The organism is Corynebacterium sp. MSK073, assembly GCF_030232085.1.
GTDB lineage: Bacteria > Actinomycetota > Actinomycetes > Mycobacteriales > Mycobacteriaceae > Corynebacterium.
The window spans coordinates 38,944-65,434 of sequence record NZ_JASPIY010000006.1 but is presented as its reverse complement, the minus strand read 5'-3'; the positions used below and the strand labels follow the sequence as shown (position 1 = coordinate 65,434).

Annotated in this window: 26 protein-coding genes and 2 pseudogenes; 9 read left to right on the top strand and 19 right to left on the bottom strand. The window is 57.9% G+C overall.

Annotated elements, in window-relative coordinates; translation table 11 throughout:
- Nucleotides 1–74: 74 nt before the first annotated feature.
- The 5 genes from infA to secY all read right to left on the bottom strand — a co-directional run bounded on the left by infA (nucleotide 75) and on the right by secY (nucleotide 4,077).
- Nucleotides 75–293, bottom strand: a complete 219-nt coding sequence (gene infA, locus QP970_RS05470) for a translation initiation factor IF-1 (RefSeq protein ID WP_003854422.1) — start codon at nucleotides 291–293, stop codon at nucleotides 75–77.
- Nucleotides 294–552: 259 nt separating this feature from the next.
- A complete protein-coding gene (locus tag QP970_RS05465; protein ID WP_239269088.1) occupies nucleotides 553–1,344 on the bottom strand; it encodes a L,D-transpeptidase in 792 nt (263 codons plus the stop codon).
- Nucleotides 1,345–1,412: 68 nt separating this feature from the next.
- Nucleotides 1,413–2,207: a type I methionyl aminopeptidase gene (map, locus tag QP970_RS05460; RefSeq protein WP_239269090.1), complete on the bottom strand. Its 795-nt coding sequence runs from the start codon at nucleotides 2,205–2,207 to the stop codon at nucleotides 1,413–1,415.
- Nucleotides 2,207–2,752 carry an adenylate kinase gene (locus QP970_RS05455; protein WP_126318292.1) on the bottom strand — a complete coding sequence of 182 codons (546 nt, stop codon included), beginning with the start codon at nucleotides 2,750–2,752 and terminating at the stop codon, nucleotides 2,207–2,209. Before QP970_RS05455 ends, map begins: the two co-directional genes overlap by 1 nt.
- On the bottom strand, nucleotides 2,752–4,077 hold the full coding sequence (secY, locus tag QP970_RS05450) for a preprotein translocase subunit SecY (RefSeq protein ID WP_239269092.1): 1,326 nt from the start codon (nucleotides 4,075–4,077) through the stop codon (nucleotides 2,752–2,754). The genes QP970_RS05455 and secY overlap by 1 nt, the downstream gene beginning before the upstream one ends.
- Before the next feature lie 377 nt (nucleotides 4,078–4,454).
- Here secY and QP970_RS05445 point away from each other — a divergent pair, with 377 nt between their 5' ends.
- On the top strand, nucleotides 4,455–5,762 hold the full coding sequence (locus tag QP970_RS05445; protein ID WP_239269094.1) for a class I SAM-dependent methyltransferase: 1,308 nt from the start codon (nucleotides 4,455–4,457) through the stop codon (nucleotides 5,760–5,762).
- An 11-nt stretch (nucleotides 5,763–5,773) separates the two neighbouring features.
- Nucleotides 5,774–7,276, top strand: a complete 1,503-nt coding sequence (locus tag QP970_RS05440) for an FAD-binding oxidoreductase (protein ID WP_239269096.1) — start codon at nucleotides 5,774–5,776, stop codon at nucleotides 7,274–7,276.
- Between the two features lie 106 nt (nucleotides 7,277–7,382).
- On the opposite strand, the gene QP970_RS05435 is transcribed toward QP970_RS05440, so the two are convergent.
- The 7 genes from QP970_RS05435 to rpsH all read right to left on the bottom strand — a co-directional run bounded on the left by QP970_RS05435 (nucleotide 7,383) and on the right by rpsH (nucleotide 10,309).
- Nucleotides 7,383–7,523 carry a hypothetical protein gene (locus tag QP970_RS05435; protein ID WP_239269098.1) on the bottom strand — a complete coding sequence of 47 codons (141 nt, stop codon included), beginning with the start codon at nucleotides 7,521–7,523 and terminating at the stop codon, nucleotides 7,383–7,385.
- Between the two features lie 142 nt (nucleotides 7,524–7,665).
- Nucleotides 7,666–8,112 carry a 50S ribosomal protein L15 gene (gene rplO, locus QP970_RS05430; RefSeq protein ID WP_005277000.1) on the bottom strand — a complete coding sequence of 149 codons (447 nt, stop codon included), beginning with the start codon at nucleotides 8,110–8,112 and terminating at the stop codon, nucleotides 7,666–7,668.
- A 3-nt stretch (nucleotides 8,113–8,115) separates the two neighbouring features.
- Nucleotides 8,116–8,301: a 50S ribosomal protein L30 gene (rpmD, locus tag QP970_RS05425; RefSeq protein ID WP_005276997.1), complete on the bottom strand. Its 186-nt coding sequence runs from the start codon at nucleotides 8,299–8,301 to the stop codon at nucleotides 8,116–8,118.
- A 3-nt stretch (nucleotides 8,302–8,304) separates the two neighbouring features.
- Nucleotides 8,305–8,928 (bottom strand): 30S ribosomal protein S5, encoded by a 624-nt coding sequence (rpsE, locus tag QP970_RS05420; protein ID WP_284869760.1) that lies wholly within the window; start codon nucleotides 8,926–8,928, stop codon nucleotides 8,305–8,307.
- Between the two features lie 40 nt (nucleotides 8,929–8,968).
- Complete coding sequence (gene rplR, locus QP970_RS05415) at nucleotides 8,969–9,370, bottom strand: 50S ribosomal protein L18 (protein WP_023016753.1); 402 nt, start codon at nucleotides 9,368–9,370, stop codon at nucleotides 8,969–8,971.
- 3 nt (nucleotides 9,371–9,373) lie between these two features.
- Nucleotides 9,374–9,910, bottom strand: coding sequence for a 50S ribosomal protein L6 (gene rplF, locus QP970_RS05410; protein ID WP_005276991.1), 537 nt, complete (start codon nucleotides 9,908–9,910; stop codon nucleotides 9,374–9,376).
- Between the two features lie 15 nt (nucleotides 9,911–9,925).
- Nucleotides 9,926–10,309 (bottom strand): 30S ribosomal protein S8, encoded by a 384-nt coding sequence (rpsH, locus tag QP970_RS05405; protein WP_005276990.1) that lies wholly within the window; start codon nucleotides 10,307–10,309, stop codon nucleotides 9,926–9,928.
- 354 nt (nucleotides 10,310–10,663) lie between these two features.
- Between rpsH and QP970_RS05400 the strand changes: the two genes are divergently transcribed.
- Nucleotides 10,664–10,912 carry a DUF6457 domain-containing protein gene (locus QP970_RS05400; RefSeq protein ID WP_005276987.1) on the top strand — a complete coding sequence of 83 codons (249 nt, stop codon included), beginning with the start codon at nucleotides 10,664–10,666 and terminating at the stop codon, nucleotides 10,910–10,912.
- Complete coding sequence (fdhD, locus tag QP970_RS05395; RefSeq protein WP_284869759.1) at nucleotides 10,912–11,730, top strand: formate dehydrogenase accessory sulfurtransferase FdhD; 819 nt, start codon at nucleotides 10,912–10,914, stop codon at nucleotides 11,728–11,730. The genes QP970_RS05400 and fdhD overlap by 1 nt, the downstream gene beginning before the upstream one ends.
- Here fdhD and QP970_RS05390 read toward each other — a convergent pair.
- A complete protein-coding gene (locus QP970_RS05390) occupies nucleotides 11,727–12,512 on the bottom strand; it encodes a formate/nitrite transporter family protein (protein WP_239269104.1) in 786 nt (261 codons plus the stop codon). The two genes, fdhD and QP970_RS05390, sit on opposite strands and share 4 nt — an antisense overlap.
- 610 nt (nucleotides 12,513–13,122) lie before the next feature.
- On the opposite strand from QP970_RS05390, the gene QP970_RS05385 reads away from it, so the two are divergent.
- From QP970_RS05385 to QP970_RS11755, 3 genes and pseudogenes are all read left to right on the top strand, one after another.
- Entirely contained in the window at nucleotides 13,123–13,647 is a 525-nt protein-coding gene (locus tag QP970_RS05385) for a sortase (RefSeq protein WP_239269105.1), read from the top strand.
- A gap of 233 nt (nucleotides 13,648–13,880) precedes the next feature.
- Complete coding sequence (locus tag QP970_RS05380; RefSeq protein WP_239269106.1) at nucleotides 13,881–17,297, top strand: choice-of-anchor M domain-containing protein; 3,417 nt, start codon at nucleotides 13,881–13,883, stop codon at nucleotides 17,295–17,297.
- Nucleotides 17,298–18,099: 802 nt separating this feature from the next.
- Nucleotides 18,100–18,410, top strand: a pseudogene (locus QP970_RS11755) (transposase); the annotation flags it as partial.
- A 97-nt stretch (nucleotides 18,411–18,507) separates the two neighbouring features.
- Here the strand turns inward: QP970_RS11755 and rplE are convergent.
- The 5 genes and pseudogenes from rplE to QP970_RS05355 form a co-directional block, all read right to left on the bottom strand.
- Nucleotides 18,508–19,059, bottom strand: coding sequence for a 50S ribosomal protein L5 (gene rplE / locus QP970_RS05375; protein ID WP_005276969.1), 552 nt, complete (start codon nucleotides 19,057–19,059; stop codon nucleotides 18,508–18,510).
- A gap of 2 nt (nucleotides 19,060–19,061) precedes the next feature.
- A complete protein-coding gene (gene rplX / locus QP970_RS05370) occupies nucleotides 19,062–19,376 on the bottom strand; it encodes a 50S ribosomal protein L24 (protein WP_005276967.1) in 315 nt (104 codons plus the stop codon).
- Between the two features lie 4 nt (nucleotides 19,377–19,380).
- On the bottom strand, nucleotides 19,381–19,749 hold the full coding sequence (gene rplN, locus QP970_RS05365) for a 50S ribosomal protein L14 (RefSeq protein WP_023025193.1): 369 nt from the start codon (nucleotides 19,747–19,749) through the stop codon (nucleotides 19,381–19,383).
- Nucleotides 19,750–20,923: 1,174 nt separating this feature from the next.
- Nucleotides 20,924–22,952, bottom strand: a pseudogene (locus QP970_RS05360) (sucrose-specific PTS transporter subunit IIBC).
- A gap of 124 nt (nucleotides 22,953–23,076) precedes the next feature.
- A complete protein-coding gene (locus tag QP970_RS05355) occupies nucleotides 23,077–24,285 on the bottom strand; it encodes a glycoside hydrolase family 32 protein (protein ID WP_239269108.1) in 1,209 nt (402 codons plus the stop codon).
- Nucleotides 24,286–24,305: 20 nt separating this feature from the next.
- Between QP970_RS05355 and QP970_RS05350 the strand changes: the two genes are divergently transcribed.
- Both QP970_RS05350 and QP970_RS05345 read left to right on the top strand, forming a co-directional pair.
- On the top strand, nucleotides 24,306–25,190 hold the full coding sequence (locus tag QP970_RS05350) for a carbohydrate kinase family protein (RefSeq protein WP_239275515.1): 885 nt from the start codon (nucleotides 24,306–24,308) through the stop codon (nucleotides 25,188–25,190).
- A complete protein-coding gene (locus QP970_RS05345) occupies nucleotides 25,187–25,582 on the top strand; it encodes a multidrug transporter (RefSeq protein WP_239269110.1) in 396 nt (131 codons plus the stop codon). Before QP970_RS05350 ends, QP970_RS05345 begins: the two co-directional genes overlap by 4 nt.
- A gap of 38 nt (nucleotides 25,583–25,620) precedes the next feature.
- Here the strand turns inward: QP970_RS05345 and QP970_RS05340 are convergent, their stop codons facing one another.
- On the bottom strand, nucleotides 25,621–26,448 hold the full coding sequence (locus tag QP970_RS05340; protein ID WP_239269130.1) for an ABC transporter ATP-binding protein: 828 nt from the start codon (nucleotides 26,446–26,448) through the stop codon (nucleotides 25,621–25,623).
- Between the last annotated feature and the right edge of the window lie 43 nt (nucleotides 26,449–26,491).

Here is a 26,491-nt window from a genome sequence, read left to right as displayed (position 1 = left end):
GGCTCAGGCCACCGTAGCCTGAGGTGTACAGAACAAAACCATGCTTCGCCCTTGGGTGAGGAGGCTGACTGTGTTTACTTGTAGCGGTAGACGATGCGTCCGCGGGTCAGGTCATAAGGAGACAGCTCTACGACGACGCGATCCTCCGGGAGGATGCGGATGTAGTGCTGACGCATCTTACCGGAAATGTGTGCAAGAACCTTGTGCCCATTGTCGAGCTCGACACGGAACATTGCGTTTGGCAAAGGCTCGACGATGCGACCCTCTACCTCAATTGCGCCTTCCTTAGCCATAACCTCTACTTTTCTGGCGACAGACAAGTACCTGTCACCTGCATGTTTGTTGTCTACTGCGGTGGTGCAAGCCAACCAGACCTACTGGCGCTATACACCGTCAAACCAGCATACGCTGCAGCGACACGATTTCCAAACCGTACGCACTTTCATAAATCCCAAACCAGCGGAGTAAAACTAAAAATACCCTCGAGCTCAGTTCCTGATTCTGGAACCAAGCGCGAGGGCGAGGCGCGTTAACGCGGTGAGCTACATCGAATTAGTAGATGTAGACCTTGTCACCAATCTGGACATCGTTCCAATAGCGAACCGCGGCATCGTACGGCAGATGCACGCAACCGTTGGAGTCAACGTTGGTGTTGTCCAGGTGGAAAGCGTGGCCGTTATTGGTGAAGTAAATGGAGTACGGCATCGGTGCGTTATTGAACTCGCGGGAGATTTCGTCCTTCACCTTGCGGTTGACGTGGAAGGTACCGCGCGGGGTTTCCTCACCCACCATGCCGGCGGACATGGATGGGGAAATGTAGGAGACGTCGCCACCTTCCTGCAGCCAGGTGCGGCGGCCGTCAAGGTCGACACAGATCTTGGCGTCTGCCGGGCAGGAACCGCGGTCGAACTGGTTAGCGCGGCGCTGCTCCTCCGCACGGCGCGCCGCCTCTTCAGCCTTCGCCTTTTCTTCCGCAATCTGCTGTGCGTGTGCGCGCTCAGCGGCCTCGCGAGCCTGGCGTGCTTCCTCGTTCTTCTGCGCAACTAGGCCCGGGAAAAGGAATTCCAGTGCACTATCCACTGCGGACTGTACATTCGGTGCCAGTTCTGGGGCGTACTTCTCAGCCTGATCCAGGATGTCAGTACGGGTCTGCCATGCCTGGTCACGGGTCTGGCCTTGGAAGTTATCAACCTGCTGCTGGGCCTGTGCGGTGAGCTGGTCGAGATTAGGGAGTTGCTGAGCAGAAGCTGCCGGGGCGCCGGCAATAGTGCTCAATGCCATGACGCCAGCCACTGCTGGTGCAGCAACGGTGGCACTTAACTTGCGGAGGCTGAATTTAGACATAGTGGTGAGTATAAACCTTTCAGGGAATTATCGCCTAGTTTAAGCGGCGATTTTTCGGGGAATAAGTATTAGTAGCGCCTGGTGAGGATGCGCGGGCCGTCCACCGTCGCGGCCACCGTGTGCTCCCAGTGGGCGGCAACGGAGCCGTCGAGCGTGACCACCGTCCAGTCATCTTCTAGCACCGCACTATCGACGGTGCCCAAGGTGAGCATGGGTTCGATGGCCAGGACGGAGCCCTCCTGGATGAGGGGACCGCGGCCGGGCTTTCCCTCATTTTCCAAGTAGGGCTCTTCGTGCATGGTGCGGCCAATGCCATGTCCGCCGTAACCATCCACGATGTAGAGGGATACGCCAAACTTGTCCTCTGCGCGGTAAGTCGCCTGCTCCAGGGCGTGGGAGACATCCGTCAGGCGGTTGCCCGGCACCATCGCCTGTAGCCCTTCCATGAGCACCCATTCGGTCGCCGCGTTCAATGCCGCAACGCCCGGGTCGAGTTCGCCGATGGGAAAGGACCACGCGCTATCTCCTACCCACCCATCGAGGGTGGCGCCGCAGTCGATGGAGACGAGGTCGGCATCGGCAAGCACCGTCTTAGCATCCGGGATGCCGTGCACGATGACATCGTTAACGGAGGAGCAAATGGAGCCCGGAAAGCCTTCGTAGCCCTTGAAGGTAGGGGTGGCACCGGCATCGCGGATTGTCTGTTCCGCCACCGCATCGAGCTCCAGCGTGCTCACTCCTGGCGCCGCCGCGGCACGGACTGCTTGCAGCGCCTTGCCGACGATCTCGCCAGCCGCCTGCATAGCATCCAGCTCGCCCGGGGTGCGGGCGGGAATGCGCTTGGTGCGGCGCCGAAAAGCCATTACTTGCCCAGCGCTTCCATGGCGCGAGCGTTGATCTCTTCGACGGAGCCTTCTGCCTTGATGGGGATGATGGCATCGCCGTAGTGCTCGATGAGCGGGAAGGTCTCATCGCGGTAGACACCCAGGCGGGTGCGGATGGTTTCCTCGTTATCGTCGGCGCGGCCGCGGGCCATCATGCGCTCGACAACGACGTCCTCAGAAACCTCGAAATTCAATACGCCGTCGAGCTTTTCGCCCTTCTTGGACAACAGCTCTTCCAGGATGTCTGCCTGCTCGGTGGTGCGCGGGAAGCCGTCCAAGAGGAAGCCGTTTTTGGCGTCGTCTTGGCTGAGGCGCTCTTCTACCATGCGCGCGGTGACATCGGTAGGCACTAGCTTTCCGGCGTCAATATAGGACTTCGCCTCAACGCCCAGCGGGGTGCCCTCGCCAATATTGGCGCGGAAGAGGTCACCGGTAGAGATGTGTGGAACGCCGAGCTTTTCGCTCAGGATTGCTGCCTGGGTGCCTTTGCCAGCACCGGGAGGGCCAAGAAGTACAAGACGCATTATTTCAATAGTCCTTCGTAGTTGGATTGGAGAAGTTGGGATTCAATTTGCTTGACCGTGGTCAACGCGACGGAGACCATAATCAAGATGGCGGTACCGCCAAAGGCGGAGGTGCCGTTAGCAGAAGAGTGGCCGACGCCGAGGTCCAGGAGGATATTCGGCAAAATGGCAATCAACGCCAAGTACAGGGCACCGACGCTGAGCAGGCGGTTCATAACAAAGCCGAGGTACTCCGCCGTAGGGCGGCCCGGGCGGATGCCTGGGATGAAGCCACCGTACTTCTTCATGTTATCCGCTTGCTCGGCGGGGTCGTACTGCACCGAAACGTAGAAGTATGCGAAGAAAATGGTCAACAGGAAGTACAAGACGATGTACTGCCAGGACGACGGCGCCTGCAGGTGCGCAATGACATTGCGCTGCCACCAGTTATCCGGGGTGTTCACGGAGCTGGAGTTGACGATCTGCGTGATCAGCACCGGCATGTAGATAAGCGAGGAGGCGAAGATGACTGGGATAACGCCGGCCTGGTTGACCTTGAGCGGCAAGTAGGTGGAAGAGCCACCGTACTGGCGACGGCCCACCATGCGCTTGGCGTACTGCACCGGGATGCGGCGCTGGCCCTGCTCGATGAAGGTAATGCCGACGACCAAGACGATAAGGCCGACCAACACCATCGCGAAGACCATGCCGCCGTTGTTTTGCAGGATATTCATGCCATCGGTAGGCAGGCGCGTAGCAATACCAGCGAAAATGAGCAGGGACATGCCGTTGCCAATGCCCTTTTCCGTAATCAGCTCGCCCATCCACATTACGAGGACGGCACCGGAGGTCATCGTCACCACGAGCAGGATGAGGGTGAAGAAGTTGCGGTCTTCTGCTAAGACCGGCACGCCCTGGCCCAGCAGCTGCTCGCGGTCCGCCAGCGCGACGATGCCGGAGGATTGCAGCAGCGCCAAGGCGACCGTGAGGTAGCGGGTGTACTGGGTCATTTTCGCCTGCCCAGATTGACCTTCCTTCTTCAGCTGCTCAAAGCGCGGGATGACCACGGTCAGCAGCTGCACGATAATGGACGCCGTAATGTAGGGCATGATGCCGATGGCGAAGATCGACAGCTGCAATAGGGCGCCGCCAGAAAACAAGTTAATCACGGAGTAGAGGTCTCCGGATTCCTCTGTCAGTTGACGCAAGCGTCCTGCAATTGACGCGTAATCTACACCCGGCGACGGGATCTGTGCACCGATGCGGTACGCAATGATCATCACGACGGTGAAGACGATCTTCTTGCGTAGGTCGGCATCCTTAAAAGCCTGCAAAATGGCGGACACTACAAAATCCTCCTGGCCTACCGCTGTCACGCGCGAATCTATGGATTCCTCACGCAGCAACACACGGAGGTGGACACTCGTTGGCCCCCTCAGGGCTCCACATCTTTCTCACACGGCGTTAAGAAGTAAAGACAAGGAGTCCCAAAGGAACGGTGGAACACTTTTGACCCCATAACCCTACCAGCTATATAACTGCGAGCCACATCTAACCCGCATTATGTGACAATGATTGCCCATTCTTTCGCGCTTATTCCGCTAGGGGTTTACCATGTTAATTATTGCCCTGCGCAATTTTCTACCCGTAGGATTCCGGCCTTGCGGTCCCTAAACACCAAGGTCGTTATTGGTGTGACCCCAACATTGCGAAAGAAGTCTGAATGAGCAAAAAATTCACGCCGATGACCGTTGCTGAGATCATCGACGTCTTCATCCCTAGTCCCAACCCGTTCCGCTGGGAGGCCTTTGATGGCTCGGCCACCGGCCCTGTCGATGCCGAATACAAGGTCACCATCAATAGCCTTGGCGGACTTGCTTATATCGCCACCCACCCAGGCGACGTCGGATTCGCCCGCGCCTATGTCACCGATGGCATCTCTGTAGAAGGCGAGCACCCCGCCCACCCGTACGGCATCTTCAATGCCCTGCACGCCATGTATGACAAGTTTGAAAAACCCAGCGCTAAAGACTTGGCCCGCGTGGTTCGCTCGCTGGCTTCCATGGGCGCTTTCCACATCCAGCCGGTGCCTGAGGTAGAGCGCGCCTCTTGGCTGCGCCGCAAGCTGCACGATGGCCTGTCCAAGCACTCCAAAGAGCGCGACGCCGACGTTATTTCTGATCACTACGACGTGGGCAATGACTTCTACGAGCTCTTCTTGGGCGATTCCATGACCTATACCTGCGCCTACTTCCCCACCCCGGACGCCACCCTGGAGGAGGCACAGGAAAACAAGTACCGCCTCATCTTTGACAAGCTGCGCCTGAAAGAAGGCGACACCCACCTAGACGTGGGCTGTGGCTGGGGCGGCATGGTGCGCTACGCCGCACGCCGCGGCGTGAAGTCCATCGGCGTGACCTTGTCGCAAGAGCAGGCCGAGTGGGGCCAAAAGAAAATCGAGGAAGAAGGCCTACAGGATCTGGCCGAGGTCCGATTCATGGACTACCGCGATGTCACCGAAGAAGGCTTTGATGCCATCTCCGCCATCGGCATCATCGAGCACATCGGCGTGCAGAACTACGATGACTTCTTCAAGTTCATGTACAGCAAGCTCAAGATCGGCGGCCTGATGTTGAACCACAACATCACCTACCCGGATAACCACAAGACGCCCAAAGGCGGCTTCATCGACCGCTATATTTTCCCCGATGGCGAGCTCACCGGTTCCGGCAACGTCACCAAGGCCATGCAGGACAATGGCTTCGAGGTCTTCCACACCGAATCCCTGCGCTTTGATTACATGCGCACCCTGCACGAGTGGTGCGAGAACTTGAAGGAGAACTGGGAAGAGGCCTGCAACCTGGTAGGCCTGCCCACCGCCCGCCTCTACGGCATCTACATGGCCGGCTCGGAGTGGGGCTTCGAGCGCAATATCATTAACCTCTACCACTTCTTGGGCATCAAGCTCGGCGAGGCCGGCTCCCGCGCCGGCGTGCCTGAGCGCCGTTGGTGGGAAGACAGCCGCTTTTAAAAGGAGCCCATATGACCCTTTTGGATCACTTACGCGAGCGCGTTTCTGCCCTGCAGCCGCGCCCCGTCGACGCCGTGCGCATCGAGCCCGTAGGCTGGCAGGCCCACCGCGCCGGCGTAGACACCTTACTGCGCAGCTTCCGCGAGGTCCCCGCCGGCAAGCGCGTGCGCTTGGCCAAAAAGACCTCTAACCTCTTTCGCGGCCGCAGCGAGAATCAGGTAGGCCTTGATGTCTCCGACCTAGGCGGGGTTATCGAGGTCGATCCCCTCGCCCGCACCGCCGATGTGCAGGGCATGTGCACCTACGAGGACTTGGTCGATGCCACCTTGCCGCACGGCCTCATGCCGTTCGTCGTTCCGCAGCTTAAGACCATCACCCTGGGCGGCGCGGTGACCGGCATGGGCGTGGAATCCACGAGCTTCCGCAACGGCCTGCCGCACGAGTCCGTCATCGAGATGGATATCCTGACCGGCACCGGCGAAATCCTTACCTGCTCGCGCGAGCAGAACGTCGATCTCTTCCGCCTCTTCCCCAATTCCTACGGTTCTTTGGGCTACGCGGTGCGCCTGAAGATCGAGCTCGAGCCCGTCCCGCCTTACGTGGAGCTGCGCGAGCAGCGTTTCCACACGGTGGAGGAGGCAAGCCGCGTGCTTGCCGATGTCTCCGTCAACCACACCCACGAGGGTGAGTCCGTCGATGGCCTAGACGGCGTGGTCTTTTCCGAGGACGAGGCTTACCTCGTCTTCGCCCGCTTTACCGATGAGGAGGGCCCTACCTCCGATTACACGCGGGATAAGATCTACTACCGCAGCCTGCAGCACGCCCAGGGCATGCGACGCGACCGCCTTACCATCCGCGACTATATCTGGCGCTGGGATACCGACTGGTTCTGGTGCTCGCGTGCCTTTGGCGCCCAGAACCCCAAGGTGCGCAAGGTCTGGCCGCGCGAGCTGCGCCGCAGCTCCTTCTACTGGAAGCTGGTGCGCCTGGACCGCAAGTACGAGTTGGAGTACAACTTCATCAAAAAGCCGCACGGCAAGCCGCGCGCCGAGCGCGTGGTCCAGGATATCGAGGTCACCCCGGAAAACCTCCCGGAGTTCCTCCACTGGTTCTTCCAGGCCTCCGATATCCAGCCGGTCTGGCTCTGCCCCATCCGCCTGCGCGATGGTGTGGGCGATCTCGTGGGCACCGGCGATATTGCCGCCGAGTCCCAGGACCCCTGGCCGCTCTACCCGCTGCGCCCCGGAAAGACGTGGGTCAACGTCGGCTTCTGGTCCGGTGTGGACGGCGATCACGTCGATCCCAGCGCCCCCGGCAATGGTGCGTTCAACCGCGTCATTGAAGAGAAGGTCAATGACTTGGGCGGCCACAAGTCGCTGTACTCCGAGGCCTTCTACTCCCGGGAGCGGTTCGAGGAGCTCTACGGCGGAAAGCTTCCCGATGCCATCAAGGCCGTAACGGACCCCGATGACCGCTTTCCCGGCCTCTTTGAAAAGACCGTGGACGAGGCCTAGGACGGGTCCCAAAACACATAAGGGTGGAACGCTAGTGAAAGCGTTCCACCCTTTTTGCAGCTACGGGCCCAATCCCTGACAGGGCCCGAGGCTTTAATCAGCGCGACTACTGCGCTTGGGCCACCTGCGCGGTCTCAGCGTTATCCGGCTGGGACAGCTGCGGGTTGGTGTCAACGGGGCCGGTGGAGCCGGCGAGCGCAAGCACGGCGGAGATGACAGCGGCAAGGAATGAAGAAATGGACGACATAGCAAAATCCTAGCTAGTAGGGATGAGTGTTTACGGTGATAACACTACCACTGCCATGCATACGCCCGCATAGATCGACTACACCCCCTCACCCCGCACATAAGGTGCGAGGAAAGGGGGTGTAGTTATTCCCTAGTCCAGATTACTTGGTGTTGGCGGAACCGCCAGCAGCCTCAATCTTTTCTACAGCGGACTTGGAGAACTTGTCTGCGGTGACGTTCAACTTAACGTTGATGTCGCCGCTGCCCAGAACCTTGACCGGCTGGTTAGCGCGGACGAGGCCAGCAGCTGCGATGTCAGCGACGGTGATGTCGCCGCCATCGGCAAACTTCTCGGCCAAGTCAGCCACGTTAACAACCTGGTACTCAACGTGGTTCGGGTTCTTGAATCCCTTGAGCTTAGGCAGACGCATGTGGATGGGCATCTGTCCACCCTCGAAAGCAGCGGGAACCTGCTTACGAGCGCCGGTACCCTTGGTACCGCGACCAGCGGTCTTACCCTTGGATGCCTCACCGCGGCCAACGCGGGTCTTGGGCTTATTTGCTCCTGCGGTTGGGCGCAGGTCGTGCAGCTTGATGATATCAGCCATGGTTTACTCCCCTGCCACTTCTTCGACGGTGACCAGGTGGCGAACCTTGTGAACCATGCCGCGGATGATCGGGGTGTCCTGCTTAACAACGGACTGACCGATGCGCTTGAGACCCAGAGCCTCAATGTTCTTGCGGTGGTTCGGCTTGGTGCCCACCAGGCCCTTTACCTGTGTAATCTTCAGAGCCATTGTTTATGCCTCCTGACCTGCGCGCTTGCGCAGCATACGGGCCGGGGTGACCTCTTCGAGGGACTTGCCACGGCGTGCGGCAACCTCTTCGGGGCGAACCAGCTGCTTGAGGCCGTCCACGGTAGCGCGGACGACGTTGAGTGCATTGTCGGAGCCCAGGGACTTCGACAGAATGTCCTGCACGCCAGCGCATTCAAGCACTGGACGAGCAGCACCGCCGGCGATGACACCAGTACCAGGAGCGGCGGGCTTCATCATGACGATGCCCGCTGCGTCGCGACCCTCTACCGGGTGGGTGATGGTGCCGGCAACCATAGGTACGCGGAAGAAGTTCTTGCGAGCCTCTTCTGCACCCTTCTGGATTGCAGCCGGAACTTCCTTAGCCTTGCCGTAGCCAACGCCTACCTGACCCTGGCCGTCACCAACGACGACGAGAGCGGTGAAGGACATGTTGCGGCCACCCTTAACGGTCTTAGAGACGCGGTTGATGGTCACAACGCGCTCGATGTACTTATCGCGCTCGTTGTCCTGCTGGTTACGACGATCGTTGCGACGGCCGTTGCCGCCGCGGTTGTTCTTGTTGTTCTCGGCGAAGCGTCCGCCGTCACGCTGTTCACGGTCCGACATTACGCGATCCTTCCGTTGATGTTTCCGTTGACGATGATCATTAGAACTTCAGACCACCTTCACGTGCGGCGTCTGCCAGCGCAGCGACGCGGCCGTGGTACTTGTAGCCTGCGCGGTCAAAGACGACCTGCTCAATGCCAGCGGCCTTGGCGCGCTCAGCAATCAGTTCGCCCACCTTGGCAGCCTTTGCCTTCTTATCGCCCTCGAGTGCACGGATGTCCGCTTCCATGGAGGATGCGGAAGCCAGGGTGTGGCCTGCCAGGTCATCGATGACCTGGACGTGCATGTGGCGCGAAGAGCGGTGAAGGACCAAGCGCGGGGACTCAGGGGTGCCACGCAGGGTCTTACGGATACGGAAGTGGCGGCGTGCGCGTGCTTCGCGACGACGAGAAGAAATGTCCTTGCCGACTGGAGTGCGCTTCGTGTTTTCAGTGTTTGCCATTGCTTACTTACCCGTCTTTCCGACCTTGCGACGGATCTGCTCGCCTTCGTAGCGAATACCCTTGCCCTTATAAGGATCGTCCTTACGCAGGCGACGGATATTAGCGGCGATCTGTCCGACTAGTTGCTTGTCAATACCGGTAATGGACAGCTTGGTATTGCCGTCCACTGCGAAGGTGATTCCCTCCGGAGCCTTGATGAGGATCGGGTGGGAATAACCCAGGCTGAATTCCAGGTCCTGGCCCTTTTGCTGCACACGGTAGCCGACACCAAAGATTTCCATCTTGATGGTGAAGCCCTCGGTCACGCCGATGACGGCGCTGTTGAGCAGCGAACGGGACAGGCCGTGCAGTGCACGGTGCTTGCGGTGATCATCAGGGCGGGAAACGGTCAAGATACCGTCTTCCACGTTGATGGTGATCGGATCCGGAACGTTTACGCTCTGGGTACCCTTAGGCCCCTTGACCTCAACGTCTTGGCCGTTGATGTTGATTTCGACGCCGTTTGGTACGGCGATCGGTGCTAGACCGACTCGAGACATGTGTCAAACCTCCCTTTACCAGACGTAGGCGAGAACTTCTCCGCCTACGCCCTTCTCCTCAGCCTGACGGTCAGTCAGCACACCGTGGGACGTGGAAATGATAGCCACGCCCAGGCCGCCCAAGACCTGTGGCAGTTCGGTGGACTTTGCATACACACGCAGACCCGGCTTAGACACGCGACGCAGACCAGACAGGGAACGCTCGCGGTTGTTGTACTTCAGCTCGAGGGACAGGGTGTGACCCTCAACGGTGTAGTCAGCGATGTAGCCTTCCTGCTTCAAGATGTCAGCAATGTTTGCCTTCAACTTGGAGGTAGGCATCGACACGACGTCGTGGTGTGCGTTACTTGCGTTACGCACACGCGACAGCATGTCGGCAATAGGATCAGTCATAGTCATATGAGTGACCGTGTACCTTTCTCGTTGCGGTTCCCGTGCTCACCAAAGCGTTTTCCGTGTGATTTCGGGCTACTCACGCTCCTCACGGTCAATACCGCAAGGCGCTCGCCACCCTTTGATTCAGACAACGGTCCGCCATAAACGGCGAGGGGCCTACAACAAAGTTGATGTTCAATTCTTTTTCGGCTCTGCGTTTCGCCAGTTCAGCACGCAAAACCCGCAGGGCTTTGCGCGTCCACCGGTTGTAGCGCAGGCACGCGGGAACACTTTACGCCATATCCTGCGGTTTTCCAAATAAATCCCCTGCATTCATTACAGTCGGATACAGCGCCACATAGTTGAGGAGTAGTTGAGATGAGTACCGAGAACGAAGATCCGATCCGCACCGCCCACCAATGGCTTGAAGAGGCCGCGCGGCTATTAAACCTCGAGCCCCACGAGGCCACGGCGCTGACCCGGGAACTGCTGGATTTAACCAAGGACGTGGCCCATACCCAATCGCGGCCGGCAGCACCGTTGACGGCGTTCGTGGTGGGGTTGGCATCGGCAAGCACGGCAGAAGCCAAGGTAAATATCGAAACCCTCAAGGAGGCGCTGAAGTAATGGCTGGACGTAAGAATACCACGTTTGCTGTCACGAAGGTCCGTCTGGGCGAGCACGCGCAGGTAGATACCCGCGCCGATACCGTCGCCGGCGAGGAGCCGCTTGAGATTCGCGTGGGCGGGCAGACCATCACCACCACCATGCGCACCCCGGGCCACGATATTGAGCTGGCGCACGGTTTCCTCCACTCCGAGGGGCATATTGCCGCGCTTTCCAATGTCACCACTGCCCGCTACTGCGCCGGTTCCACCGTCGAGGGCATGAATACCTATAACCTGCTGGACATAGACTTGGTGAAGAATACGCCGTTGGACTTGAGCGATCTCCGCCTGACCACGACGACGTCCGCCTGCGGGGTGTGCGGCACTTCGTCCATCGAGGCGCTGGCAAAGAAGTCGCGCTACCCCATCCCCCAGATCCCCGTGGACCCACAGCTGGTGGTCCAGCTGCCGGAGAAGCTGCGCGCCGCCCAAAAGGAATTCCGCAAGACCGGCGGAATCCACGCCGCCGGCGCATTTACCCTCGAGGGTGAGCCGGTGGTCATCCGGGAGGACATCGGCAGGCACAACGCCGCCGATAAGGTTATTGGCCACCTGCTCATGGAAGAGCGCCTGCCCGCCGATGACCTCATTTTGGTCATGAGCTCCCGCGCCAGTTTCGAGCTGGTCCAAAAGGCCGCCATGGCCGGTTTTGGCATGCTCGTTGCCGTCAGCGCCGCCTCTTCCCTTGCCGTAGAGACCGCCCGCGAGACCGGCATGGCGCTAGTGGGCTTTGCCCGTGCCGATCGCTTTAACCTTTATTCGGGCACGCTGGCCTAGTCGCGGTAATCTTCCGGCCCATTATTGAGCCAGGCGTACACGCCACCGATGAGCAAGCCGCCGCCGATGAAGTTGCCAATCCACACCAGCGTCCAGTTGAGAGCAACATTGCCAACGGTCAGCGCGGCCGGCAGCGGATCGCTGCCGAAGAAGGTGAGCGCGAAGAGACAGAAATTGGCAATCACGTGCTCCAGGCCTAGGCCCACGAAGATGCCGATGATCGGGACGATGACGATGAACTTCGACACGATTTCCTTGGCAAAGACCGCGCCAACGATGCCCATATTGACCACGAAGTTCGCGGCCATGCCCTCCACGAGCATTCCCTGCGGGGATTTGGTCAGCTTGCCTTCAGAGATGGTGACCAACAGGTGCGAGGGATCCATATTCGCGAGCTTGGCAGACATGCCCATGACGGCGGCAAAGATGATGGCGCCGACAAGGTTAAAGATCGTGGTAATAAGCAGTACGTAGAAGGCCTTGCCCCAGGACAAGTGTTTCTGCATCGCCCCGTAGACCATGTACATCATATTGCCCGTGGCCAGCTCAGCACCGAGGATAACGATGGCGAAGAGGCCTAGGCCGAAGAACAGGGCAAAGATCACGGAGCCCAAGCCTGGGGCAAGCTCTTCCACCGCTTGGCCAACGACGCCGGCAAATACGGTGCCGATGCACAGATACACACCGGCGAGAATTGCGCGGACAGAAAATCGTGAAAATGATTGATCGAGTAGGGCGGCCTTTTTCAGGGATCCGGCCTTGGCAGCTTCGTTGAGAGACACCGTTTTTATTTTCCTTATTTAGCTGTACTTATACGGACAAGAGAATCACGGAGTATCGTAGCGGTTAGCGCAACCGCTGCCTCGATAAGCCGGAAAAGAAAATTATTACTCTAAGCTGGGTTCACACCCACCCCTATTGTCCCTAGTTTCCTCGGAGGTCGCAGTGGAGCACCAAGACCACCCACGGAGGAAGGGATCTCACTTATCCGCAGCGCAACCGCGCCACACTACATCCTTAAATCACAACACTCCAGGCCATGCTTCTAGCGTTGCTGATAAAAATTCCCGGCCCAAAGGTGGATCTGGCCGGCACCATTCCACAGAGCGCGATTGGCGGAAAGCAGAGCATCACGCGCGTCACATCCAAAGCCGTTACCCGAATCGCAGGATAAAAGAGACCTCAGCTCCAAGGCACCGAAAAGCCCCTTCTTCCCCTTGGGATCGCTTTAAAGGCGCATGGGCGTCCTCCGGAGTCCTTCGAGTCTCAGCCGGCATCGTTGCAACGATCCTCGTCATCAGCACGATCGATCGCAGCATCAATACGTCCGAACGCAACATCAGCTCGCCCGAAGGATTAGATACTAACCAAGTTTCTGCAGAAAATGCTCCCGTGTTCGAACCGTCCGCGGCAGTAGAAATGTTTATCCCTGCCATCGACGTCCATGCCCAATTTGAGGATGGCACGTGCCGCGTAGTCGATGGCGCCATAAACCCTGACACCATGGATAAGGCTTGCACTTATACTGCCGATGACCGCCCCTACTCCCTGCCTAGAACAAATGCCGACGATATCGTCGTTATCGCTTGGCACACCGGCGCCGGCGTGCCTGCCGTATTCAATAAGCTTTACGATGGCGCTGCCAACGAGCACAAGGTCAGCATCGGCGACAAGCTGTACGTACGCACCAAGAATTCCGACCAGAACTGGCTCACCTACACCGCAACCGATCTCCATGACCCCGATAAACAAGGCCTAGCCGGTGACTCCAGCGTATGGGGCGAGGACGCGATGCCAGGCAGGCTGCTGACGACTAGCTGCATCCAGCCCGCCAATCCCCTCGAGGCCGCCGTGCGCAATGCCGTCGTGGGATGGCAATTCGAGGGCACCACCCACACCGCGGACGACAAAGTTTAACCGCTCAGCAGCACTGCGGTCACTCGCCCGCCTTCCGCTTATCCGCTCCTTTTCCTCAGCTTTACACAGTCCCCGCTTCCGCAACCGGAGGTGGGGACTTTCTATATCTTCTTTCCCAGCTCGCGGGCAAAGGTTCACTATTTTCAACAACGCTAACGATAACGGTTTGCAATAGTGTAGTATTCGTCGCAACCTATATAAAAGTTCACTGCACCTAACCTTGGGAGAACCTTATGCCGTTGCGCACCTCACTACCGCGCCTTGCCACCATAGTCGTGGTCTTGGCGCTCGCGTTATTCCACGCTCCCTTCGCCCTCGCTGAGGACGCCCCACTTGTCCGCACCCAAACGCACGTAGATTCCCCGCACGCGGTGTGGAAGGACGGAAACTTCAAACTCATGTCCAATAGTGCGGGCCTAGTCCCCATCGAGGACACGATCAACTGGGTCAGCCACGGCCGCGTCGATGGCGGCCTAGGAGCCTATGCCTGGCGCGTTCCCGATGACCCGCGCTTCGAGTTTCTCAATGCCGAGAAAAACCAGCTCATGTACTACGGCGGCCCCGCAGTAGGCTTCCCGAAAAACACCATGCCCATCTGGGCTGGGTTCGGTGCCGCCGCGGATCTTCCCACCGATCAATTCCGCGATAAATCCTTCAACATGGAAATCGTTGATTTTAAGGGCCCCGGCCGCATGGAGCTGTTTACCTACAGCGACGAGAACTATCCTCTGAACCGCCTCTGGTCCTCCCACGACCCGGGATTCCGTACCACCTGGGTCAATGCAGGCACGCACACGCATAACGCCACGACGTTTACCCGTCCTGGCCACTACGAGGTCACCTACCGCGCTTCTGCGCGAAAGAAGGATGGCACTTTCATCCACTCCGAGCCACAAACCTTGGTCTGGCAGGTAGGCGGAACCAACCCCGCCGAGCGCACGATCACCGACCTTGATACCGCCTTTAACGACGCCAAGTCTGAATACTCAGGCTCCGAAGGGGCCGAGTCCAACGCTCCTATATTTAAGATGGCTCCCTCCAAGGCCGATACAAAGGGCGCGAAGCAAGGCATCCTCACCACGCTCTCCCTCGATACTGGCAATGCCAAAGACTCCGGCCGCGCCGTATTCACCATCAACGGCCACTACCTTGCCGAGCGCAAGGTAGAAGGCGGTAAAGCTTCGTGGGATGAAATGATTGGTGATGAAGAATCCAACTTCCAAGCCATCTTTATTCCCGACAATGATTCCCCAAGCCCTCGCTGGGTATCCGAACCCGTAAAGTCCTGGACCAGCACCGATGGGGAAAAGGACGATGAAGATGCCGAAGCTTATACAACGAAAAGCGGCGAGCTTCCTACCCCTGAGATGGAAGAGATAGAGCCGTTTGAGACCGATCCCCTTAAGATCGAGAGCTCAGATATCACCGTGTCCACCAGCGAGGTGTACGGCGATGGTGACCGCAATATCGACATCACCGTAGAGCCCGAAGATGACCGCACCACGGTGCGCGTTACCGGCGGTTTCTACAAGGTAAATGGCGAACCGATGACCAGCCTGCCGGAAAAGCATATTGCAGATTGCGAAATCAGCTTTACTTCCGGGCCGGGGCAAAGAACGAGCAGGCAACTCATCGATAGTTGTAAGCAGCCCGGATACCAACTCATGCTGCGCATCGTTCCTGATTCCCGCTCCGATGCCGGTGGCGCCACGCTATTTAGCCATACTCACAAAGATGCTTATGAGCCGATCGCTGAGACCACCGTCTCGTTCGCTGAGGCTTCTGACTCCACGGATTCACAGGAACCAGAAGGATCGGAGAAGCCAGAAGACTCCGACGCCCCAGAGAAGCCGCAGGATTCGGAAGAATCAGAAGGCTCTGCCCCATCCAAGAATCCATCGCCTTCCACGACCTCGAAGCCTTCTGTTCCCAAGATCCCCTCACCCAAGCCGCAGAACCCGAAGGATAAAGACACCCCGCACAAGGAGCTCAATCTGCACCGGGGTCACGTAGATATCTCCCCGATCCACGAAGATGGTGAGCTGCACCTGGGCATCAAGGACGAGACGAACCTGTACCACATTGGTGCAATCTGGCGTAAGCCTTCCGATGTCTTTTTCACCGTTCCAAAGCAGGTCAAGTCCACTTTGAACAAAGACATTCCGCACTTTGGAAAGAAAGGCAGCGCTGCCTACGTCCTGCCAGAGACACAGCGCACCGGTGTAGTGTGGCCTGGGCTCAGCACTGAGGATGCTTACAAGGACACCAAGAAGAATTACACCTTTACCTTCACCCCCGTCAGCGCCCCGAAGGACGGCGAATGGTTGGCATACCAGGCTGATCAGACCGGGCTGGACCAGCGCCTTGCCGGCAGCGATGACACGCATTCCTACACCACCGAAACCGCAGAACACATGCACCTCAACTGGGCATTCAACAAACCCGGTACGTATGAAGTTGGTGTCACGGTCGCAGAAAAAGACGGTAAGCCTGCGAAAAAGGCTGTTCTGCGCTTCAAGGTAGCTACCGAGGATTCATCATCTGCTGCCCCACCCACTACTGGGAACGACAGTGCCACTGAAGGCGACTCCAACGGCACGGAAAGCACCACACCGTCGAAGGAACCAAGCCCAGAGACAACGGAACCTGCTCCCAGCGCAGAACCGTCTAAGAAGCGCGAGATTACCAAGGGCCACATCGACTTCGGGCCAAAGGTTGTGGACAACAAGCTCGGCTTCTATGTCAACGAAGACGACCAACACAACGTGCCTGAAGACGTAGCGCTGCGCATTCACGATGCCCGCCGCGTGACGGTCGCTGACTCCCTGGCTAAGACGCTGTCTTTTACCGGAATGGTAAAGACTGGCTCAACGATCTACCACCTACCATTGCAACAGGACCACGACGCTGTGTGGCCGGGGTGGGACACGATCAAGGTGGGGCAAGACTACCGTGACGCCGCGATCGAAGTTCGCCCTAAGTCGGCACCTACGGACGGAAAATGGTGGGCCGGCCACACTGCCTCCCTAAACACACCGGCACGCACCTTAGCCGATAGCAACGGTACCCATACGATCAAAGGCGTTGAGGATGGTCCTTTCCACGTCCACGCGCACTGGATTTTTACCGAACCAGGGCGCTACGAAATGGAAATGCGCACCGTCAACAACGACGGCGACAAACTCACCGACTGGCACACCGTGACCTTCCTCGTGGGCGATTCAACCACCCAGCCCGGTGGAAAAGGCACTGACAAAGAAGGCGAAGAGGAAGAGGGCAAGCCCGCAGACTCCTCGAAGGTTAAGCAGCCAGGCGCTACCAAGCCAGATAACGGCTCGAATAGCACCGACACTAATAAGCCGGGGTCCGATAAGTCCAAGGCAACTAACTCATCTGGATCGAATGCGGGCGCTAAGGCATCCATGGGAAATGGCGCTGGGAAGTCGAACGGCTCCACCAAGTCCACTACTGCTAAGGGCGCAGGCAGTGGCTCTGGTCCAAGCTCCGGATCCGGCGGAGGCTCTTCCAGCCCCCACAACGGCGCACTAGCTTCTACGGGTGCCAATATCGGTTGGGTTCTCGTGCTCGCCGCACTCTTTGTTGTCGGCGGCATAGTACTGGTGAAAAAGCGGTCTAAAGGCAGTCAGTAGCCCTTAAGCTCCGGGGTTCGTTGACCGCCCAACCGCAACGAACTCTCACCGAGGAACTGCTCCACGACCTTAGAACCCAAGAAGCATCAACCCCTAACCCAGAGCTCAGCCCCGAGCATGGTCGATTACTAGCTCGGGCCGGGCTCATTTTGCGTTTTAAAGTGGTTTTTACGCACCAAGCCTTTAATCTCTGCCCGAATAGGTTGGAAGCTAACCTGGACTGCTGCATTCAGCATGTTAAACATAGTTCAATGGAATATGCCGGGTATCTACCTACCTTCCTGATTCATTCCTTTTGACAAAGAAAAACTATGCATAATAAATTTAGCTAACTGTTTACGGGTTCTTGGGAAAGTCAGTGGAAATTGAGCCCGTATGCAGTGATGACCCAAATAAGTGATAGAATAGACTGACCACTAAGAGAAATTGGGTCTATGCCGATCACCGTGATGACCTGAGCTATTTATAACCAATGGATGGACGAAGGCTCCCCCGTGAGAAATGTGATTAGCTTTGTTTAGTCGTATATCGAAATCTGTTTTACTTCCTTTAATCATTCTTGTATCCACTTCTCTAGCGGGCTTTTTCTGGGGAGAATTAAGTGTTTTCCCTCTTGCTATGGCAGTAATATACTTGACCCTGTATAACGCCTCTATACGTAGAGATTTTTACCCAAGATCGGAGTCTGGGGTATTTTTCGTCGGGTTTGTGCTATCCATTTTTGGTGGATTAATGAATGATTCAAACTACACGTTCTCCCTCGGGCTAATGATAGGTTCGACCCTCCTTATGTTAATAAGACTTAATAAGGAGGACTCAACCGGACCAAGGAAGTGAAGTGTCTGGCCATATAGCTTTTACCATGGCCACTGATATTCCCATCTACTTCTGCCGTCCAGGATCGCCGTGGGAGAGAGGCAGCAACGAAAACACCAACGGTAGGCTCAGAAGAAACCTTGCCAAAACAGTGGCCTGTACATCTACGCCGCCACGGACCTAGAGATGATCGCCAACATTCACAACCACAAACCACGCAAAGCACTCAACTGGCGCACCCCAGCCGAAGTCATGACCAACGCCCTGACACAAACCGGTAGTATCACACCCAAGTAACCGTCATCGTTGCAATGACCCCTAGAATCCACAGATGACAATAAAACTAAAAGGTCCCAACTCCTTCCATGGAAGTTGGGACCTTTTAGCGATCTATTTACTTGAACGGGAAGCCGAGCTCGCGCAGGAGCTTACGGCCCTCCTCGTCGTTGGTAGCACTGGTAACGACGGTGATATCCATACCACGGGGACGATCGATCTTGTCAATGTCGATTTCGTAGAACATGGACTGCTCGGACAGGCCGAAGGTGTAGTTACCGTGACCGTCAAACTGCTGGTCAGACAGACCACGGAAGTCACGAATACGTGGCAGCGCGATGGTCAGCAGACGGTCCAGGAACTCCCACATGCGGTCGCCACGCAGGGTAACGCGTGCGCCGATGGGCATGCCTTCACGCAACTTGAAGTTCGCGATGGACTTCTTTGCGCGACGCAGCTGCGGCTTCTGACCAGTGATAGCGGTCAGGTCCTCGAGAGCGCCATTGATGACCTTGGAGTCACGAGCAGCTTCGCCAACACCCATGTTGACGACCACCTTGGTGACGCCAGGGATCTGCATGACGTTGTCGTAGTTGAACTCTTCGTTCAGGTTCTTGCGGATTTCCTCGCGGTAGCGAGTCTTCAGACGCGGGGTGTAGTTCTCGCTCATTTTTAGATGTCCTTCCCGTTGCTACGCGCGATACGGACCTTTTTGCCGTTCTCGTCGAAACGGTAGCCCACGCGGGTCGGGTTGCCCTCGGAGTCAACGATCGCAACGTTGGACACGTGGATCGGGGCTTCTTGGGTAACGATTCCACCGGACTCAGCGCCACGCTCGGTAGCGGAGTTTGCGACGTGCTTCTTGATGCGGTTAACGCCCTCAACGAGGACCTTTTCGCGCTTCGGGTATGCCTCGATGACCTTGCCCTTCGCACCCTTATCTGGGCCCGAAATGACAATCACCATATCTCCCTTATGGATCTTCATAAGATTAGATCACCTCCGGTGCTAGAGAAACGATCTTCATGAAACGCTTGTCACGAAGTTCACGAGCAACCGGGCCGAAGATACGGGTACCGCGAGGTTCGCTATCGCCCTTCAGAATAACTGCAGCATTCTCGTCAAAGCGGATGTAGGAACCGTCTGGACGACGGGTCTCCTTCTTCGCACGGACGATAACTGCCTTAATTACATCGCCTTCTTTTACGCTGCCGCCTGGAACAGCGTCCTTGACGGTCGCGACAATTACGTCGCCGATGCCAGCGGAGCGTCGGACAGAGCCACCGAGAACGCGGATGCACAAAATTTCACGTGCACCAGAGTTGTCGGCGACGCGCAGACGCGATTCTTGCTGAATCACTATGGGTCTCCTGACCTGGATTGATGTGCGACAAGATTTCCGTCCTTGCCACACGCGGTCTACAAACTTGCTGTGCTCGAGCCTTTACAACGAACACCGTAAAGCGTCGATGGGTCTCGGACCGGCGATTCGGAAACGCACCGCTACGGACCGACCAGCTCTCGCAACCTATACATTCAACCATATGGGGGTGGCGCTTTCCAAACTTCGAATGCGAAGCAACTTTTCGCCCTAGCACCCCCCTATTTAGGACAGCTGTGCCTGGTTTTAAATAATCGGACGATTTTTCTTTGCGCAGCGGTAATGCAGCACAAAGAATCCTGTTAATCTTTAGATCCGTTTATCTCTCAGACGGACTCTTCCCTATTCCACTGCCCCCTAAGGACAAAAATAAATCGCATACCTAAAGTTCTGACCGCCACGGCGTTAGCTGGCGCCCTCACCTTCGGCGTCACACCCACCGCCCCTACGCCGGAAGCAAACGCTCAGGCGCAAAGTGGAATTGGAATTGCTGCCTTAGCAGCAGTTCTCGTAATCGGTGGCGTGACGTGGTACCTCGCCAAGGACGGCATTACCTACATCAGAGATCAATCTCGGACTCACTTGGAGCCTACTCCAGAAGAGAAGGCCGCCTCCCAAGAAATGATCAAAAACAACAAAGAAGAAGTAATCGCTCAAAGTGGCGCAATCGAGGAAACAGCTCCTGAGCAGGCCCCCCGTCGAAACACCGGTGGAAGCCGAAGCACCTGCAGCTGTTGAGGCTCCGCGTGGCATGGCGGCAGAAACCGGCTCGAACACTGTCGCTCGGCTCCTGGCAGCCCTCAGCATTGCAGCAATGATGCTTGGCGGCGTGTTCACCGCCCGCCGGAAATTCTTCGCATAGTTCAATTCTCTTGCACTAAACAGTAGGTGTGCGTTAGCACTCGTATTCCTGAGTAGTCCTAAGGCAATTTCCCACGCGATTGGCCCACAACAAAACTTAGCCGTGCCGGTGTTGGTAGCGACCGACTTGGCGGTCTCTTATGGTTTCTAGGGGATCGATACCGTAGCCATTGTCACCGTGGTGACACCAGCCGCCCAAAGCCTGGGCAACGGCGCAACGGCGCCTAATGAACACCTGCAAGTAAAAGGCTGGGTTTATCCCCAGCCTTTCTTGTATCAGAAACCCCAGCCCTTAAGACGTTGCTTCCTTTGTAGAAGTCTCCGCAGTCTCCTGCTGAGCCTTCGGGTCAACGGTAAATAGGTCCGTCCCAGAGCCAATGAGCTCGCCCTCGCGGAAAGCCGCGGTGGGAATAACGGGACCGGTCTTCTTGGCGTTGGACACAACGATTGGCGTCGTTACCGGCAGCCCCGCTTCCTTGATGGCCTCGATATCGAATTCAGCCAGGACCTCGCCTTGCTTGACGGTATCGCCCTTATTGACATGCGAGGTGAAGTGTTCGCCCTTGAGGTTTACCGTATCAAAGCCAATGTGCATAAGGATGTCAATCGGTCCCACCGCTGGGTCGTCTACGCGCAGGGCGTAGGCGTGGTGGGAAGGAAAGGTCACGGTGATGGTGCCATCGGCAGGCGCGACGAGCTTGCCGACGGTCGGTTCGATAGCAACGCCTTTACCTAGCTTGCCCCCGGCGAACATGGGGTCCTTAACTTTGGATAAGGGCACAGCATTTCCCTCTAGCGGGGAAAATATTGTCGCGGCATCTGCGGCGGCGGAAGCGCTGGCAGCAAACTCTTCAGCAGCCTCGGCGGCCATAGCCTGTGCGGCGGGAGGATTGACCTCATCAGGATCGATGGTGCCGTTGCGGTGGATGAGCACCCGCCCGTACAGGTAGGCCCCGATGAAGGCTGCGGCGAAGGAGATGACACCACACAGCAAGAAGGTCGGGACAAAGCGGGGGACGGAAACGAAACCAATGAAGCCGGCGGCACCGAGGGCATCCGCAAGCACGCCAAAAATGGCGATAAACGTAGACGCAATAGCTGATGCCGCCATACCGATATAAAACCGGCCAACGCAGGCGCAGGTTAACGCCGAAAATCGCGGGCCCAGTAATACCAAACAGTGCCGAGATACCTGAGGCGCCGGCCAAGCCCTTGAGCTTTTCGGAGCGCGCCAAGAAGTACACGGCCAAGGCCACACCACCTTGGGCAATATTGGCCATCGAGGCAATGGGGAAGATGAAGGAACCGCCCTCATTCCACAGCATCGTCTCAATGGGCGGGAAGGATTGGTGTAGGCCGGTAATGACGATCGGCGAATAAACCAGACCGAAAAGGAAGCCCGCCACGGGACCGGCAAAGTCATACAAGTTGGCCAGCCCCATGCCCAACCACTCACCGGCGGTGCGCAAGATTGGGCCCAGCCCCATAAAGGTAATAAAGCCCGTCACCAGCAGGGTAAGCAGGGGTGTAAGCATGAAGTCCACGGTGCCCTTGAGGTGCTTGTGCAGGAACTTTTCAATCGTCGCCAGGATCCAGGCGATGACCAGAATGGGCAAGATGGAGCCCTGGTAGCCAGCTTGGGCAACGTCGATGCCAAAGATATCCCAGTAGGGCATCTCGCCATTTTCAATAGCCTCGGCAACGTTATAGCCGCTAACCAAATCCGGCATGACCATCGCCATGGCCATGCCAGCGCCGAGGAATTCATTGCCGCCAAAGCGCTTAGTAGCAGTAAAGCCCACAAGGATGGGCAAGAAAGCAAAGGGAGCGGATGCCAGGAGGTTGACCAGCCCAGCAAAACCTTCCCACGAGGGATACATTTCGATGACGGATTGATCCCCAAATAGTCCCGGCGCGGTCAGCACATTATTTAATGCCATCAACAAACCGCCGCCGAGCAGGATGGGGATTAGCGGAACAAAGATATCGGCCAAGACCTTGACCGCGCGGGAAAACCAGTTGCCGGATTCCGCGGCAATATCCTTCAAGCGATCGGTGGACACGGCGACGTCCTTGGAAATGGACTTGGTCATCTCCTGAAAGACGATATTGACATCACCCGGGCCCACGATGACCTGGAACATGCCACCGGCTTCGAAGGTGCCCTTCAGATCCGGATCGTTGTCTAGCGCTGCGGTATCGACCTTGTCCGAATCATCCAAGACCATGCGCAAGCGCGTGGCGCAGTGGGCAAGGGCAATAATATTTTCTTCGTCGCCTAATGCCTTCAGGGTGCGGGCGGCGACCTCTTTATGCTCCATGGACCGACCTTTGTTATTTAGGTCACATCAAATGACCGGATGTGATTGGCTACTTCCCATTTAAGTCTGTTTGGACCCAAATGTCCACAAAGCAAAAAGCTGTCGACCCTAGTTTCGCAGGGTCTTAGTCCAGCGGCTCCCATGCCTGCCAGGGAGCATCCCCAAAAACGGCGAAGGACGCGGCGATGCGACCGCCGCCGGCAAAGACTTCTACGGCGCAGCCATCGGCAATGAGCCGCATTTCTCCATCGGGGCATGTGATCGGCTCACCGCCGTTGAAAGAGATGGTGCCACCGCCTTGCACCACGCGGAACGCTTCCTTCCCGGTGGCGTCGACAAGCGCATAAGCCCCCTCCCCCGTTACATCGATGGTCGAGCCAAAGCCGTCCCTGCCGCGGGTTTCCGGCAGCGCAGGCCACAGCGGTTCTTGACACAGGTAGTTATCTTCCAGCCACAGCCGCCGCGGAATAGTCAAGGTATGCACCCACCCCTGCGTTGGCGTCTCATCATGACCGGGCATGCCCATCCAGCCCAACAGGATATTTTCCTCGGTTGCTTGCGGCGCATAAAACTGCGTGCCGTGATCCAGAAGGGTAAAGCCGCGCTCAACGTGGAAATTAAGCCCGTCCAAGGTGCCGACGACGTAGCCACACCGGTCCGTTTCCTCCTGTGGGCAGAAGATCAGCACGTGTTTATCCCCAAAGGTCAGCAGGTTGGGACACTCCCACATATAGCCACCGGGAAGCTGCGCGGGATCATCAAAAACAAGCTCACCTTGGAATTCCCACCGCTTTAAATCCTGCGAATAATACAGCACGATGGTTCCGCGTTCGTCTTCCGTTTGCGCACCAATGACCATGCGCCCTCCCTCCCCGGCGCGGGAAATATGGGGATCGCGGAAATGGCCGGTATATCCCTCCGGAGAATCAGCGATGAGCGGGTTGTCGGTATCGCGGACATAGATCCCGCCTTCTGGCCCGGAAGGGTCTATAACCCGCACGCGGTTCTGCGACGGGATGCGGCGCCCGTCTTCTTTCAAGTTCCCCGTATAAAAAAGCCACACGTCAGTGCCGTCAACAACGGCCCCGCCGGAGTAGCACCCATCCTTGTCATAGGGCAGGTCAGGATAGAGCGCATCGGGATAATGCCGCCATGGAGTAGGCGCGGACACCGTGGTGGTGGCGTGACCCCAGCCAGTCCGCTTGGGCTTGTGCGGAAAAGCAGGGTCATGCTGGTAATACGCGTGCAGAATATCGCCATCCACAAAAAGGCCATTGGGGTCATTGAGGCGGCCCAGTGGTGGGGCAAGGTGAAAGTTCGGTCGGTGGTTCATGTCCCCGATACTATGGAACTATGACTATTCATGTGTGCGGCGAAGGCCTCGTGGACTTGGTTCCGGTATCCCCCGGCCGCTTGAATGACCTCACCCCGGCGCTGGGCGGCGGCCCCTTCAACGTGGCCATCGCGGCGGCGCGCTTGGGCGCGGACGTGGAGTTTCAATCGCGGATTTCTACCGATGGGTTTGGCCAAGAATTATTTCGACGCTTGGAGGAAGAAGGCGTCGAGACCGCCCACGTGCAGCGCGGCGAAGAACCGACCACCTTGGCGGTGACCACCATCGCGGAAAACGGCACGGCTTCTTATAACTTTTATGTGGAAGGCACCGCAGATCGCTTCGTTGAGCCCAAACTAGCTCCGGCAGATATCGCCTGCTTCGGTACCGTCTCCCTGGCCTTGGAACCGGGCGCTTCCCGCTACGCGCAGCTGCTCAGGGACTTCGCCGCACAGGGAACGCTCGTGGCCCTAGATCCCAATATCCGGCCCTTTTATGCCACCGAAGCGCATAAGAAATTCCTGACGGATTTGCTGCCACACGTCTCGGTGCTGAAGCTATCAGATGAAGAGGTGGACTTTTTAGGCGAGGACTTCACCAACCAAGTGCCCATCGTGGTCACCACCCGCGGCGGCGACGGAATTAGCGTCAGGGCTGGGGACACGTCCCTCGACGTTCCCGCCGCCGCAGTTGAAGTCACCGATACCATCGGTGCCGGCGACACCATCATGGCAGCCCTTTTGGCGCAATTAGATGAACGTGGCCTCGATGTGGACAAGGCCGCAGCACTAAGCGCCGAAGAGTGGCGCGAAATCCTCCACTTCGCTGCCACCGCAGCCGGCATCACCGTCTCCCGCACCGGCGCCAATCCCCCACTGCGCAAGGAAGTAGAGTCTGCCCTATGAGCTATACCAAGCGCACGCTGTGGATACACCTGGGACTATTCCTCTTAGCGTTCCTCGCGTTCATCCTCCCCGTCGTCGTCGGCACCGCAGCCCTACTCCCCCTCTGGCTCTCGGGTGGAGTAAGCATCATCCTTGCAGCGGGCGCGCTTATCGATGCCGCCTTTAAATTCTTCGCCCCCGCCTCCCCACGCAGCCTCAAGCTACTCTCCGGCATCGCCGGCATCGTGCTGCTGGTGGGCTGGGTAATCTGGATCTACATATACGGCAACATGGCGGCCGTGGGTACGGGCACCTACCGCATTGGCAATTTCCTGTTGAGTGTCGGCTGCGTGCTCAACCTCTTCATCATCGCCATTTCGGTTTTGGACATCCGCCGGTTGGCGCGGCAGTAGCCAAGCCAAACGCTCCTGGCGCTTAGCGCGGGCAGCGCTTAGCTGTCGCTGGGGAGGACGCGGCGAGGGACGATAATGGGGGCATCGCCAAGCGGGTCGTCCCAGGCCTCCGCCTCGATACCATAGGCCTGCGCCAATACCTTCGGAGCCAGCGCTTGTTTCGGCGCCCCGCGCGCGATGATATCGCCGGCCTTCATCACCACCATGGAATCGGAGTAGTGGCCCGCGAGCATGAGATCGTGCAGGACCACAACCACCGTTTTGCCGGCGCGCGCCTGTGCGCGAGCCAGCTCCAACATGCTCATGGCATGGGCGGGGTCAAGGAAGGTCGTGGGTTCATCAAGAAGCAGCACCGGCGTATCTTGCGCCAGAGCCAATGCGAGCCAGACACGCTGGCGCTGCCCGCCCGACAGGGAGGCGATATCGCGGTCGAGGAAGTCCACAATCTCCGTGGCCTCGCAGGCCTGGGCGATGATCTCTCGGTCCGTAGGAGAAAGGCCGCGCATCCTGCCCTGATAGGGGTGGCGCCCGCGCGCGACCAACTCGCCTACCCGCAGCCCATCCGGCGCCACGGGGTGCTGTGGCAGCAACGCCACCTGCTGCGCGGCTTCCTTCGCGTTCATCGCATGCAGGTCAGCCTCCCCGACCATGACGCTGCCCTGCCGCGGGGCCAGGATTTTAGATAGCGTCTTAAGCAGCGTGGACTTGCCGCAGCCATTGGGCCCAATGAGCGTGGTGACCTCACCGGCGCGGGCGTGCAGGTCGACGCCGGCGAGGATATCCTCGCCGTCCTTATATCCCGCATGGATGCCGGTGGCTTCGAGGCTGCACCGGCGCTTCGAGCGCGTGGGCTGATTATCCGTCATATCTTTTCCTTCATCCACGAACGACTGTGTAGGACTTTGTGGT